Origin of the sequence: Streptomyces sp. NPDC016845, assembly GCF_044332585.1 — a bacterium.
Lineage (GTDB): Bacteria > Actinomycetota > Actinomycetes > Streptomycetales > Streptomycetaceae > Streptomyces.
Genome location: NZ_JBIRPI010000013.1, coordinates 152,230 through 165,125, shown reverse-complemented (window position 1 = coordinate 165,125; position 12,896 = coordinate 152,230). Strand labels below are relative to the sequence as shown.

Here is a 12,896-nt window from a genome sequence, read left to right as displayed (position 1 = left end):
TCCCAGCTGCCGGCGGTATGCACCGACGCGAACCCGCGCTGCTCGCCGACCCCGAGGGCAACGAGTTCTGGCTGGTGACAGCCGTATGACCGGCCGGTCATACGTCGCCGACGGCGGGGCGGCAGCGCCGTAGTTCGCGGACGGGCGCACCCGTCACGAGTTCCTCCGCGACGAGCCGTCCGACGGTCGGCGCCAAGGTGACGGCGGAGTGCATGACGGCGACGTAGACGGACCGGTCCGGCGTGACGTGTCCGATGACGGGCCCGTGCGGCGGGACCGGCCGCCCACGTGTGCGGCAACTCAGCAGGCGGCACTCCTCGGCGCCCCGGAAGAACGTCCGCAGGCGGTGGAGCGCGTCCCGCGCGGCCGACTCGGACCCGATCGTTCCGCCGCCGCCCAGGCCCTGTGCCAGCGGCATCCACAGCTCACCGTCCCGGACCTCCCGGACCTCGAACTCCGGTGTGGCCACGATGGACTTGACCAGTCCGGGCGGGGCGCCGACCCGTACGAGGGTGGCGGGGGAGGAGGTCACAGCCAGCCCCGGCGCGACGGGTGCGCAGAGACGCGGAACATCGGTTCCGGCGGCGAGGACGACGGTCGCGGCGGTGTGGTGACCCGCCGACGACACCACGCCCCTCACACGTGTGCCGGACAGGTGCAGTGCGGTCACCGCCGTGTCGTGGAGCACGGTCGCGCCGTACGCACCGGCCGCGGTCACGAGTGCGCGGGTCAGCGCCGTCGGGTCGACGCCCACGTCGCCCGGTGTGTGGATCGCCTGCTCGGGAGGGTTTTGGAGGTGGGGTTCGAGCGCCGCGATGTCGCTCCGCCCGACACGGAAACGGCCCGGCGCGAGCCGTGGAGCCGCACCCGGCACTGCGTCGTCCGCGTCCCAGGTCAGCGAACCGGTCCGGCGAACGGTCACGTCCGGCAGTTCCGCCTCCAGACGGCTGTGGTCCGCCAGAACGTACTCGCGCAGTTCCCGCGCCCCGCCGGGCCGGTCGCCGCCCGCCCCGCTGATCCAGGCGAAGGAGTCCCCGGTGACGTCGGCGGCCGGTGCGGGCCCGCGCTCGATCAGGGTGACCGGGACGCCTCGACGCGCCAGGTGGTACGCGACGGAGGCACCGACGATCCCCGCACCCACGACGACAACGGCTGACATACGGTCCTTCCGGTCGCGCTGGAGAGCCGGTCTTCGAGGGTACGGGCTAAGGTCTCCGCCCGGCCGGCCCGCGCTGACCCGGGGCCGACACCTCCCTGCCCCACGCCTCCAGCAGCTCCCGCTCGCGCGCGCCGCTGAGGCCCGCGCGGCGGGGGCGGTCCAGACCCTGCTCGCGCTCCCAGCGCAGTGTGTCCGCCAGCATCTCGGGCCGGGGACGGTGCCGGAGGCCGGCCGCGCGGGCGGCGGCGCCGGTGCGGGCGCTGAAACCGGCCCAGTCGGGGTCGGCCATCCACATCGCCAGCGACTCCGGGCCCATGAACTGCGCGACCTTCCGCCCGAGCAGCCAGTCGGCGTCCGGTTCCACGACGGGGCCGGTGTGGCCGCCGATCTCCAGCGACAGCGCGACCCACTCCGCGAAGGGCATGACCGGGCCGACCGCGTCGTACGTACCGGTCGTTCCCTTCTCCGCACAGTCGAGCAGCCACGCGGCGAGGTCCCGGGCGTCGACGGCCTGGGTGAGGATGCCGTCCGGAGCCGGTACGAGCAGGGGTGCCAGCGGCTCGCGCGCCGCGCGCCCGACCCAGTACCCGGTACGGCAGCTGTGGTCGCCGGGGCCGCCGATCAGTCCGGCGCGCGCGAGGAGGAGCCGGTCACCGACCGCCGACACGGACGCCAGCTCGCAGGCGACCTTGGCCTCGCCGTACTCTTCGCGGTCGACCTCGTCCCGCTCGGCCGCCGGAAGCAGCGGCGTCGACTCGTCCGCGTCGGGACGCGCGTGCGTGGCGTAGGCGCTGACCGAGGAGACGTACGACCAGTGCGCCGCCCGGTGACCGAGCGCCGCCAAGGCCTCGCGGACGAACCCGGGCTGCCACGACACCTCGACCACGGCGTCCCAGTCCCGGTCCGCGATCCCCTCGTACGCGGACGGGTCGCGCCGGTCGGCGACGGCGAGCGCCGCACCCTCCGCCACGTCGCCGCTCTCCCCGCGGGCCAGGCAGGTCACCCGGTGCCCGCGCGCCAGTGCCTGCCGTGCGATCTCGCGGCCCACCCACGCTGTTCCGCCCAGAACCAGAATCTCCATCGGGCGACCCAAGCACGGGGTCCGCGCCCGTGGACGATCGCTTCGCCGTGGGCGTAGCGGAGTTGACGCGCCGTGCTCGCCCGGTTCGGCCGGGCAGCGAAGGGCGATGGGACATTTGTCCGGTCGTGCGCACGACACCTGTCCCGCGTATGACGGGACTCGTCGCTCTGCCGCGCGGGCAGCCGCCCTTCGTAGACTCGCTCCATGGTCACATCGCACAAACCAGGACGAGGCGACGCCTGGGAGGGTGTCGTCGAGGACAAGTCGCGGGGCATGCTCGACGGTTCGAACATGTACCACTTCGTCGAGGTTCGCCGGACCGATGGCGAGTCTTCCAGAATTCGCGTCGACCGGCGGCTCTGGAAGTCGCTCGCCGTCGGCGACCGACTGGTGAAGGAGGCGGGCAGCGATCCGGTGAAGGGCTGAACGCGTATGGCACCGACGGCGCATCACGAGCCTGCGGGGACGTCGATGACGCCGGAGCGTGCAGGCGTCCCGGCGCCACCGACAGCGGTGGAGGCAGCGAGCAGGGGCAGGGCCCACCGCCTCGAATACCCCTTCTCCTCCCGCGGCGGGTTCGGATGCACCGTCCGCCCCACGAAGTCGCGCGCCGCCGACTCGGCCCGTCCCGAACGGAGTTCACCCGTCGCGCCGCGGCTGCCGTGGAGGAGCCGACCACGATCGGACCGTTTGCGCGTGCGCGGTGCACGTGTCGCGATCAAGCTCGGAGCATGCGTAACCGTATCCGTACCTCGTTCGCTCTGTGTCTGGCAGCCGGCGCGCTGGTGGTCACCACCGCTTGCGGTGGCGACGGTGACAAGACCGACCCCGATCCCATGCGGGACGACCAGTGGGCCCTCGACGCGGTCGGGTTGCCGCAGGCGTGGAAGACCGCGAAGGGCGACGACACGGTGATCGCGGTCGTCGACTCGGGGGCCGATCCGGACCACCCCGACCTGCAGGGGCGGCTCGTCGGCGGGCACGACTTCGTCGACGACGACGACGAACCCAAGGACATGAACGGCCACGGCACACATGTGTCCGGCATCGCCGCCGCGCACACCGACAACGGGGTCGGCGTCGCGGGCGGCGCGCCCAGCGCGAAGATCATGCCCGTGCGGGTGCTCGGCGCCGACGGCTCGGGCAGCAACGCGAACATCACCAAGGGCATCGTGTGGGCGGCCGATCACGGCGCCGACGTCATCAACCTCTCCCTCGGCGAGGGCCCGCTGATGTCGAACCTGCTCCAGGGCGGCATCCTCAACCAGGCCATCCAGCACGCCCACGACAAGGGCGCCGTGGTCGTCGCGGCGGCGGGCAACGACGGCGCGGACACCCAGCCGTACAAGGTGGGCACACCTGTCCTCGTCGTGGGCGCGAGCGACCAGGACGGCAAGGCGGCCTCCTTCTCCAACTTCGGCGCGCAGCAGGCGGTTTCGGCGCCCGGCGTCGACATCCTGTCCACGCTGCCCACGTACCGTACGAAGGAGTCCCTGACGAACACCTCGGGGTACGGGAAGCTGTCCGGTACGTCGATGGCGTCGCCGTACGTCTCCGCGCTCGCGGCGCTCCTGCACCAGGAGGGCCTGAAGCCGGACGCCGTCATGGCCACGATCCGCGCCACCGCCACGAACCCGGGACACGAGGACAAGCTGGGCCTTGGCGTCGTGGACGCCGACGCGGCGGTGAAGAAGGCGAGCGGCTGACCGGAGCCCCGCACGGGCATGGAACCCCGTACGCTCCGGGGCGCTCGCGGCGCGTAGGGTCCCGGCATGAGCAGACGGTGGTGGGGGCTGGGCGCCGGGGCGACGACGGTCGCGGCAGGTCTGGGGGTCAGGGCGTGGACCGGCGGGGCCTTCGCGAAGTACGCGGGGGACGCGCTGTACACGGTGGCGGTATGTGCGGTGGTGGTCGTGGTGGCGCCCCGGTTGCGGCCCGTCGTGGTCGCGGGTGTCGCGCTGGGGTTCAGCTGGGCCGTGGAGCTGCTGCAGATCGTCGGGGTCCCGGCGGTTCTGCGACCGCTGCTCGGGGCGACGTTCAACGCGCCGGACCTGTTCTGGTACGTCGTGGGGGCGGGGGTGGGGTGGTGTCTCGCGGTGCCGGGACGGCGCCGCGAAACCGCTCATCCGGCGGAGCCGTGCGAGGGCGTGGCACGGGCGTAGCGGGCGGCGAGTTGCGCGAACGCCGTCCGCAGCTCGGGCGGTCCGACCACCTCGAACTCGGCGTCGAAGTAGCTGATGGCGGCGGCGAGTCCGGTCCATGACCAGGAGCCGAGGGTGAGTCGGCAGCGGTGGGGGCCGAGCTCCTCGACGATGCCGTCCTGGACGAAGGGCGCGGCCTCGGCGGCGGGGAGGTGGAGGACGACCTCGCCCTGGCAGGGCCACTCGGTGGCAGTGCCGTCGTTGCCGCGGAACCGGCTGATGACGAAGGCGGAGACGCTGTCGGCGGGGAGTGCGCGTGGGGTGAAGCGTGGACCGGTGGGTGTACGCGGCTGGATGCGGTCGACGCGGAAGACGCGCCAGTCCTCCCGGTCGAGGTCCCAGGCCACCAGGTACCAGCGGTGGGACCAGGTGACCAGGTGGTGGGGGTGGACGCGGCGCGGCTCCGCGGCCGGTCCCGTGGCGGCGTAGTCGAAGCGCAGCTCCTCGCGGGCGTGAATGACGCGGCTCAGCTCCACCAGGGTCCGGCTGTCGGTCCGCCGGAGACCAGAGAGGCCGGGTGTGCCGGGTGTGCCGGGCGGCCGGACCGCCGTGACGTGCAGTGAGTCGATGCGGTGGCGCAGTCGGGGCGGCATCACCTGGCGGAGGGTGGCCAGGGCGCGGGCCGCGTCCTCGGCGACCGTGGCATCCGCGGCCGCGGTCCGCAACGCGACGGCCAGGGCCACCGCCTGACCGTCGTCGAACAACATGGGCGGCATATGTGTGCCGGCGTCCAGCCGGTAGCCGCCGGACGGGCCCTTCACGGTCGTGATCCGGTAGCCGAGTCCGCGCAGGCGGTCGATGTCACGGCGCACAGTGCGCGGGGTGACGCCGAGCCGCTCGGCGAGGTGTTCGCCGGACCAGTCCCGGTCTGTCTGCAACAGGGAGAGCAGGGCGAGCAGCCGGGAGGACGTCTTCTGCATACGCGCCTCTCTTCAGCACGGGCGTAGTCAAGGGAGCAGGCCTGGGAGTAGCGGACACAACCTGTCCTTTACCTCCGCCATAGTGGCACACGAGCCGCCCACACCGAAGGCAAGGAGCCCGCCATGTCCGTCACCACCACCACACACCTCAACTTCCGTGGCCACGCGCGCGAGGCGCTGGACTTCTACCGGTCCGTCTTCGGCGGCCGCACCGTCGCGGTCACCTACAAGGACGCGGGCGCCGTCGGCGACGAGAGCGAGGCCGACTGGATCATGTGGGGCGAGGTGGCCGGCGACAACGGCTTCCACGTCATGGCCTACGACGTGCCCTCGCACCTGCCCTGGGACCGGGGCGAGAACCCGTTCTTCGTCTCCGTCCGAGGCGACGGCAGCGACGAGATCACCGCCTTGTGGGGCAGGCTGGCCGAGGGCTCGGCCGTCGTGCGTCCGCTGGAGCCCGCGCAGTGGGCGCCGCTGTACGGCATGCTGACCGACCGCTTCGGCGTCACGTGGGTCCTCGACGTCACCGCTCCCTACAACGGCTGAACCCGGTCACCCGGTCACCCGGTCACCCGGTCACATCCGTACACACCGTCCGTAGGTACACACCTCGACACACACGTGTGAGGACCTGAGAACCCCATGACCGTGCTCGACAGCCGCGCGCTCAACCGCGCCGCCCTCGCCCGCCAACACCTGCTCACACGCGGCGACACCTCCGTGTCCGGGGCCGTGGCCCACCTGTGCGGTCTGCAGGCGCAGGAGCCCCAGGAGCCGTTCGTCGGGCTGTGGTCGAGGCTCGCCGGCTTCCAGCCCGGTCACCTGGACTCCGCGCTGACCGGCCGCACCGTGGTCCGCACCCACCTCATGCGCCGCACCGTCCACCTCGTGACGGCCGAGGACGCGCTCGCGTGGCGGGCCCGCCACGACGCCATGCTGCGCCAGCGCGTCCTCGGCACCTACCGCCGCGAACTGGACGGCGTCGACCTGGAGGAGGCCGCCGCGGCGGGCCGCGCGGTCATGGCCGACGGACAGCCCCGCACCATGAGCGAGCTGGTGCAGGCCGTCCGCGACCGCTGGCCCGGCCCGCCCCGCCGGGCCCTGGGCGAACTGCTCGTCGCCGCCCTCGTGCCCATGGCCCAGCTCCCGCCCCGCGGCCTGTGGCAGCGGACCGCCGGCGTACGCAACCTGCCGCTGGCCACCTGGCTGGGACGGGACACCGACCCCCTGCCCGCCGACGACGGCACCGACCCGGTCGGACAGCAGCTCGTGCGCCGCTACCTCGCCGCCTACGGCCCGGCCTCCAGTGCGGACCTGCGGGCCTGGTGCGGCCTGGCCGGTCTCCCCGCCGCCGTCAAGGCCGTACGGGAGGAGCTCGTGGTCTTCCGCGACGAACGCGGCCGCGAACTCCTCGACCTGCCCGACGCGCCGCGGCCCGACCCGGACACCCCGGCGCCGGTCAGGTTCCTGCCGGCGTTCGACAACGCCGTACTCGGCTACCGCGACCGGAGCCGGCTCATCGACGACGCCCATCTGGGCCTTTCCGTCGCCGGTGAGCGCATGGTCCTCGTCGACGGCCGTGTCGCGGCGACCTGGACAGTGCGCGACCGCCGCCCGGAGGTCAGCCCGCTGCGCCCCTTGACCGCCGCCGAGCGGAAGGCCGTCGACGCCGAGGCCCAGGACCTGGCCGGCTTCCTCGACGAGCAGGTCGTCATACCGCCCGTTTCACCCGTACGGTCCTGACCGGCCCGGACGTTGCCTTTTTACAGTGGCATATGCCGCACGTTCCCAGGGCACCGTCCCGTCAACGGACAGGGAATCGTATGACCATCCCCCCGCCGTCACAGCGCACGGCAACCGACCATCACGTGGCACCGCTCCGCCAGATCGCTTGTCACCTGCAACGCACCCGCCCCGCCCTCGCCACCCGCATCGTCGAGTGCGCGATCGCCGCGCCGCCCGGATCGCCGCCCCTGACCGACGCCATGGACGGCATGTGGCTGTGGCTCGACGTCCTGGCCGGCACACTTCCGCCGGCCGAGGCCGACCACCGCTTCCGCATGCTGGGCCAGGCGTACGCACATAGGGACACCCGTCCCGAGGACGCCATCGTGTTGCAGCACACGTGTGTCGCCGTGCTGCGCCAAGTCGTCGCCGAGCAGACACATGTCGTGCGGCCCGCCCAGGACGCGGCCGCCGTCATGCGGGCCTTCGACGCGGTGACCCACCACTACTCGGGACCGGCCTTCACCGCGATCGCCGAGGCCTACCGCGCCGTACGGGCCCGTACGGCGCACCCACCGGGGGAGGGCGGGGACGCGACCGCGCCCGTCGTCCGAGCGCTGATGAAAGCCGCGGGTGACACGGGACTGCAGCGGCTGCCCGACTGGGTCGAAACCCCCTTGCGCTGGTGCCTGGTCAGCCGGCTCGACTCCGCCGCACAGGCCGAGGAGGCGGGCCAGGAGCTGCGGACCGCCAACCCCGGCACCCTGGCCGCGGCGATCGACCGGACGCTCGTCGCCTACCAGCACGAGCGGCCCGCGCTCCCCGACGGATTCCCGCCCAGCGGTCTCGCCGCCGTGGAGACCTCGCCGGAGCAGGCCGCCCGTTACGCCGGCATCTGCGCCGGCCTCGCACGCGACTACGGGCACCCGCTCGTCGACACCCGGCAGATCCGGCCGCTCATCCCGGCGCTCGACCAAAGCCCGCCCGTGCGCGAGGAGTTCCTCACCACCTGCCTCGGGCCGCTCCACACCGACGACCAGAACGCCCACCTCGTCCAGACCCTGCGCGCCTATCTCACCCACGGACTGCGCTCCGCGCCGGCCGCCCGCAGCCTCTTCGTCCACCGCCACACCATGACCTACCGGCTGCGCTGCATCAGGGAGCTGACCGGCCTCGACCTCGACCGGCCGCTCCACCGGCTGCAGGCCGAGGTCGCCCTGTTCCTCCTGGCGGAGGACGAGCGCCGCGGGCACGCTCAGCGCGCCGAGATCTGAGGGCGGTCCGGCGGCGCTTCCGGGAGAGGGCCCGGGCGCGCGGTGCGCACGCCGCGGCCGGAGGAGTTCGCCGCCCCGGTCCTCTACGCGGTCACCCGGCCCACCTTACGGCCGGACAGCGGCGCGGACCACACGCTCTCCCACGACATCCTCGTGGTGACCGCCGGTGCCGTGACCCGCACGTTTCCCGTGCCCGGGCTCAGCGAGGAGGCGTACGGGCTGAAGCACGTGGAGGAGGCCGTCGCCGTCCGCGACGGGCCGCTGACGTCGTTCGACCGTGCGGCTTCGCTGCCGCCGGGCTCTGCTGGCCGTGCGGGCGACGGCCGTGCTGTCCGGGCGGGACATTGTCTCGCTGGCCTCGGTGCAGCGGCCGAGGGAGGCGTTCGCGTCGCACGGGGAACCGCGCCCCGGTGACTCCGCCCAGGTGGGCTGACCAGCGGCGCGGGGCGGTCGGCCGGTGTGTGACCGCCCCCGCCGGGCGCACCTACTTGCTGAGCCAGAGGTCGGGGCCGAACACCTCGTAGTGGATGGCCGCGGGGCCGGTCCCGTGGGCGAGCAGATCGCCGTGGACCGCCTGCATGAACGGCAGCGGACCGCACAGGAACGCGGTGGTGTCCCGCGGCAGCGACAGGCCGGTGACGTCGGCCCAGCCCTCGCGTACGTGCACGACGCTGGGCCGCGGCTCGCCCGGTTCACCGGCGACGGTCTCGTCCCACTCTCCGGCACCGTCCTCGTACCACAGGTGCAACGAAGCGTGTGACAGTCGGCTTACCAGCTCGGTCAGTTCGAGGCGGTGGGCGTGCCGGGTGGGGGAGCGGTCGGCGTGGACGACGACTACCGGGCGGTCCGGCGAGACGGTGGCCACATGGTCGAGCATGGACAGCATGGGTGTGATGCCGATGCCCGCGGAGGCGAGCAGCAGCGGGGTGTCACCGTCGGGGAGCACGAGGTCACCGAAGGGCAGTGAGACCTGAAGGACCTGGCCCGCCCGCGCGTGGGTGTGCAGCCAGGTCGACACCTCGCCCTCGGGGAGTCGGCCGTCGGCCGAGCGCTCCCGCTTCACGGTGATGCGCCAGGTCTTGCGGCCGGGGGCCGTGGAGAGGCTGTACTGGCGTATCTGCCGTGCACCGTCCGGGAGTTCGATCTGGACGCTGATGTACTGGCCGGGCCGGAACTGCTCGGTGGGGAGTCCGTCGGGTCGGCGAAGGACGAAGGACGCGGTGTCGGCCGTCTCCTCGGTGCGCTCGGCGATCTCCATGTCCCGCCACACGACCCCGTTCTCGACACCTGCCTCGGCGTACAGCCGGGCCTCCGTGGCGACGAGCGCGTTGGCCATCAGCCAGTACACCTCGTCCCAGGCGGCGGCCACGGCCGGGGTGACGGCGTCGCCGAGTACCTCCTTGACCGCGGCGAGCAGATGACGGCCCACGAGGGTGTACTGGTCGGACGTGATCCCTAACGAGGCGTGTCTGTTGGCGATGCGGCCGAGTACGGCGTCGGGGCGCTCGTCGGGATGGTCCACGAGCGCGGTGGCGAACGCCGCCACCGCGCCCGCGAGCGCCTCGCGCTGGGCCCCGTTGGCCTGGTTGGCGCGGTTGAAGAGGCCGCGCAGCAGCTCCGGGCGCTCCTGGAACATGCGCGTGTAGAAGAGTTCGGTGATGGCACCGAGGGAGGCTCCGACCGCCGGAAGTGTGGCCCGGACGACCGGTGCCGACTGTGAGGAGAGCAAGGTGACCCCTATCGCTTCATGCGACATGCGTACCTCTTACGCACCACAACACTTTAGGGAGCAGGGGTCAACCGTGTGCTCACTGAGCGTGCTAAGGATGTGTTTCCGGCCGCTGACACAACGTCACTCGAAGTCACACCCCGGATTGGGCGCGTCCCGCGCGAACGGGGCGTCGTGCGGCAGCACGTAGAGAACGTCGAGGACGACGTCGGTGGTGCCACGGTTCTGGCCGAGATGCACATGGTCCGCGCCGGACGGCTCCGTGAGTGAACTCCCCCTTCCGTAGACGCCGTCCGAGGCGCAGCCGGCGTCGAAGTGGCTGAGAGTGCCCTGTCTGACGAAGCCGTACAGGGTGCCGTCGTGGTAGTGCCAGCCGGTGCCCTGCCCGGGCGGCACTGTTATCTCGCGCAGAATGTAGTCCCGGTCGCCCACGGTGGTACGGGCGATGAGTCTCGCCGTGACACCGGGGCCGCCCGGGGTCGCCTCGGCGGTGGTGACGGTGGTGGCGGGAAGAGTGAGGGCGGCGCACGCGGCGCCGATCGCTCCCAGACGTGACAGATGGCGCATGACAGTCCTTTCCGTGACAGTTCTTGGAGGGGAAAACAGTGTGGGACAGTGTGTTGTGCGGGTGTGGTCGCTGTCTACGGAGCCGAACGGTTCCAGCGGCGCAGTTTGTCGGGGTTGACCACGACCCACACCTGGACGACGTGGCGGCCGGCGATGTCGAGGCTGATCACCGCCGCGACCCTTTGGCCGTACCGGACGACAAGGCCCGTACGGCCGTTCACGGCGTGTGCGTCCACGGTCGTGCGCGCGCCCGGGAGGAGCAGGGTCAGGTCGGGATCCGGCTCGGAACCGGGGTCGGGATCGGGGTCTGCGCGGCGCCGTCGCCGTCCCGGCCGGGTCAGCCGGGTCAGCCGGGTCAGGCAGATAGCGCCCACGGCCCAGGACAGCCACGCCCGCGGTGCGTCGATCGCCTCCCGCTCCGGCCGCGGCAACGCGTACCACCGCCGGTAGGTCTCGTCCACGGCACCGTCGGCCTCGCCGGCGCTGCCCAGCATCCAGTACGCCACGTCGAACAGGTGGCGGCGCTTGTCGACCAGCTCTCCGATCGGCACCGCCTCGTCGGCGAACTCCATGCGCCGGCCCCCCTCTTCCGCCCGTCGTTGCCGCACGGCGGTTCGACAGACGAGACCGGACAGGGGCGCCGCCTGTGACACCCACTGGACAACGGGCCCGGCGTTGTCACGAAACGGCGGGTCGATCGGTCTCCACAAGAGAGACCGTGACCGCACAGGAGGAAGCTCATGGACCGCCACGAGACGGATCGGTACAGCGACCGGTACGAGACGGATCGGTACGGGACGGACTGGCGTGGGTCGGCCGCGTGCCGGGGCATGGACCCCGACCTCTTCTTCCCGATCGGCAACAGCACCGGCTTCGCCGTCCTCGTACAGATCGACGAGGCCAAGGAGGTGTGCCGCACCTGTCCCGTGGCACGGCAGTGCCTGCGGTGGGCCATGGACGCCGGTGCCGTGGACGGCATCTGGGGCGGCACCACGGAGGAGGAACGGCGCGCTGTGCGACGGCGCGGGGCGCTCGGCCGGCCGGGGCCGGAGACAACGGCCGCGTGAGAACACGTGTGAGGTCCCGTCCGTCCGGACGGGACCTCACACGTGTTCTCACGCGGCCATGGGTCATTCCTCGTCGGCGCCACGCAGCTGCCGTTGCTGCTGCCCGGCCCAGTCGGCGAACCGCGTGGCGCCGACGTGGGCGTCGGGACCGGGCAGGAGCGTGCTCTCCTGCAGCTCGACGCCGAAGTACGTGGCGTCCGGGTCGGTCACCACGGTGCGCGGGTCGTTCTTCGCGGCCAGGGTGTCGCGGATCAGCTTGTCGAGCCGGAAGGTGTCGGGGCCTGTGACCTCGACCACGCCCTTGACCGGGGTGCCGACGGCGGTGCGGCCGACGGCGGCGGCCACGTCGTCCGAGTACACGGGCCGGATCCCGACCGGCGCCAGACGGACGGTGTCCCCGTCGGTGGCCTCGGCGGCGATGCCGTTCATGAACTCGAAGAACTGCGTGGCGTGCACGAGGGACCAGGGGATCCCGGACGTCTTGATCAGCTCCTCCTGCGCCTGCTTGGCACGGAAGTAGCCGCTGCCCTGGAGGCGGTCGGTGCCGACCACTGACAGGGCCACGTGGTGGGTGACACCGGCTACGGCCTCGGCCCGCAGGAGGTTGGTCGTCGAGGTGCGGAAGAACTCCATCACCGCGTCGTCCGCGAACGAGGGCGAGTTGGAGACGTCGACGACGACCTGGGCACCTTCGAGGACCTCGGCGAGGCCCTCACCGGTCAGCGTGTCGACGCCGGTGTTGGGCGCGGCCGGGACCGCCTCGTGGCCGTGCTCCGTGAGCTTGGCGACCAGCTTCGACCCGATGAGTCCGGTTCCGCCGATGACGACGATCTTCATGATTGTTTCCTTTCGAGGAGGAACGTTCGAGGAGGAACGAGGGAGCGGGAGGAGAACTACTCGGCCAGCTTTCCGTCGGTGGAGACGTCCTCCATGAGGGAGGCGATTGCGTCCGGGACCGGCGGCAGCGGCTCGTGAGTGATGCCGACTGCCAGGACGTCGACGCCGGCCTCGGCCGGCTCGATCGCCGCCCGCAGCCCTGCGCCGCCGGTCCGGATCACCAACACCATGGTGGACAAACGCTGTTCGATGACAACCACGACTGTTCCGATCGTTTGCTTCTTCATCGACATTGACCGGGGCCCCGGGCGGTTTGTGACACCTGACTGACCGGGC

At 72.1% G+C, this 12,896-nt stretch carries 15 protein-coding genes and 1 pseudogene; 8 read left to right on the top strand and 8 right to left on the bottom strand.

Annotated elements, in window-relative coordinates:
- Positions 1 to 97 precede the first annotated feature (97 nt).
- Positions 98 to 1,159, bottom strand: a complete 1,062-nt coding sequence (locus ACH4RC_RS27590) for an NAD(P)/FAD-dependent oxidoreductase (protein ID WP_398205712.1) — start codon at positions 1,157 to 1,159, stop codon at positions 98 to 100.
- A gap of 46 nt (positions 1,160 to 1,205) precedes the next feature.
- Entirely contained in the window at positions 1,206 to 2,240 is a 1,035-nt protein-coding gene (locus ACH4RC_RS27585) for an NAD-dependent epimerase/dehydratase family protein (RefSeq protein WP_398205710.1), read from the bottom strand.
- A 204-nt stretch (positions 2,241 to 2,444) separates the two neighbouring features.
- On the opposite strand from ACH4RC_RS27585, the gene ACH4RC_RS27580 reads away from it, so the two are divergent.
- The 3 genes from ACH4RC_RS27580 to ACH4RC_RS27570 all read left to right on the top strand — a co-directional run bounded on the left by ACH4RC_RS27580 (position 2,445) and on the right by ACH4RC_RS27570 (position 4,402).
- Positions 2,445 to 2,666, top strand: a complete 222-nt coding sequence (locus tag ACH4RC_RS27580; protein ID WP_398205708.1) for a hypothetical protein — start codon at positions 2,445 to 2,447, stop codon at positions 2,664 to 2,666.
- 305 nt (positions 2,667 to 2,971) lie between these two features.
- Complete coding sequence (locus tag ACH4RC_RS27575) at positions 2,972 to 3,946, top strand: S8 family peptidase (protein WP_398205707.1); 975 nt, start codon at positions 2,972 to 2,974, stop codon at positions 3,944 to 3,946.
- A 66-nt stretch (positions 3,947 to 4,012) separates the two neighbouring features.
- Positions 4,013 to 4,402 carry a DUF2809 domain-containing protein gene (locus ACH4RC_RS27570; RefSeq protein WP_398205705.1) on the top strand — a complete coding sequence of 130 codons (390 nt, stop codon included), beginning with the start codon at positions 4,013 to 4,015 and terminating at the stop codon, positions 4,400 to 4,402.
- Here the strand turns inward: ACH4RC_RS27570 and ACH4RC_RS27565 are convergent.
- On the bottom strand, positions 4,363 to 5,361 hold the full coding sequence (locus tag ACH4RC_RS27565; protein WP_398205704.1) for a helix-turn-helix transcriptional regulator: 999 nt from the start codon (positions 5,359 to 5,361) through the stop codon (positions 4,363 to 4,365). The two genes, ACH4RC_RS27570 and ACH4RC_RS27565, sit on opposite strands and share 40 nt — an antisense overlap.
- 123 nt (positions 5,362 to 5,484) lie before the next feature.
- On the opposite strand from ACH4RC_RS27565, the gene ACH4RC_RS27560 reads away from it, so the two are divergent.
- The 4 genes and pseudogenes from ACH4RC_RS27560 to ACH4RC_RS27545 form a co-directional block, all read left to right on the top strand.
- The gene (locus ACH4RC_RS27560; protein ID WP_398205702.1) at positions 5,485 to 5,907 is read left to right on the top strand and encodes a VOC family protein; all 423 of its coding nucleotides are present in this window, start codon (positions 5,485 to 5,487) and stop codon (positions 5,905 to 5,907) included.
- 96 nt (positions 5,908 to 6,003) lie between these two features.
- Entirely contained in the window at positions 6,004 to 7,104 is a 1,101-nt protein-coding gene (locus ACH4RC_RS27555; RefSeq protein WP_398205701.1) for a winged helix DNA-binding domain-containing protein, read from the top strand.
- A gap of 80 nt (positions 7,105 to 7,184) precedes the next feature.
- On the top strand, positions 7,185 to 8,360 hold the full coding sequence (locus tag ACH4RC_RS27550; RefSeq protein ID WP_398205699.1) for a PucR family transcriptional regulator: 1,176 nt from the start codon (positions 7,185 to 7,187) through the stop codon (positions 8,358 to 8,360).
- Between the two features lie 102 nt (positions 8,361 to 8,462).
- Positions 8,463 to 8,672, top strand: a pseudogene (locus tag ACH4RC_RS27545) (NAD(P)/FAD-dependent oxidoreductase); the annotation flags it as partial.
- Positions 8,673 to 8,844: 172 nt separating this feature from the next.
- On the opposite strand, the gene ACH4RC_RS27540 reads toward ACH4RC_RS27545, so the two are convergent.
- The 3 genes from ACH4RC_RS27540 to ACH4RC_RS27530 all read right to left on the bottom strand — a co-directional run bounded on the left by ACH4RC_RS27540 (position 8,845) and on the right by ACH4RC_RS27530 (position 11,228).
- A complete protein-coding gene (locus ACH4RC_RS27540; RefSeq protein WP_398205786.1) occupies positions 8,845 to 10,089 on the bottom strand; it encodes a globin domain-containing protein in 1,245 nt (414 codons plus the stop codon).
- 123 nt (positions 10,090 to 10,212) lie between these two features.
- A complete protein-coding gene (locus ACH4RC_RS27535; RefSeq protein ID WP_398205697.1) occupies positions 10,213 to 10,656 on the bottom strand; it encodes a cupin domain-containing protein in 444 nt (147 codons plus the stop codon).
- A 74-nt stretch (positions 10,657 to 10,730) separates the two neighbouring features.
- Entirely contained in the window at positions 10,731 to 11,228 is a 498-nt protein-coding gene (locus ACH4RC_RS27530; RefSeq protein ID WP_398205696.1) for a hypothetical protein, read from the bottom strand.
- Between the two features lie 168 nt (positions 11,229 to 11,396).
- On the opposite strand from ACH4RC_RS27530, the gene ACH4RC_RS27525 reads away from it, so the two are divergent.
- On the top strand, positions 11,397 to 11,723 hold the full coding sequence (locus ACH4RC_RS27525) for a WhiB family transcriptional regulator (protein WP_398205695.1): 327 nt from the start codon (positions 11,397 to 11,399) through the stop codon (positions 11,721 to 11,723).
- 63 nt (positions 11,724 to 11,786) lie between these two features.
- Here the strand turns inward: ACH4RC_RS27525 and ACH4RC_RS27520 are convergent, their stop codons facing one another.
- Positions 11,787 to 12,560, bottom strand: coding sequence for an SDR family oxidoreductase (locus ACH4RC_RS27520; protein ID WP_398205694.1), 774 nt, complete (start codon positions 12,558 to 12,560; stop codon positions 11,787 to 11,789).
- Positions 12,561 to 12,616: 56 nt separating this feature from the next.
- A complete protein-coding gene (locus ACH4RC_RS27515) occupies positions 12,617 to 12,853 on the bottom strand; it encodes a hypothetical protein (RefSeq protein WP_398205792.1) in 237 nt (78 codons plus the stop codon).
- Positions 12,854 to 12,896: the final 43 nt, after the last annotated feature.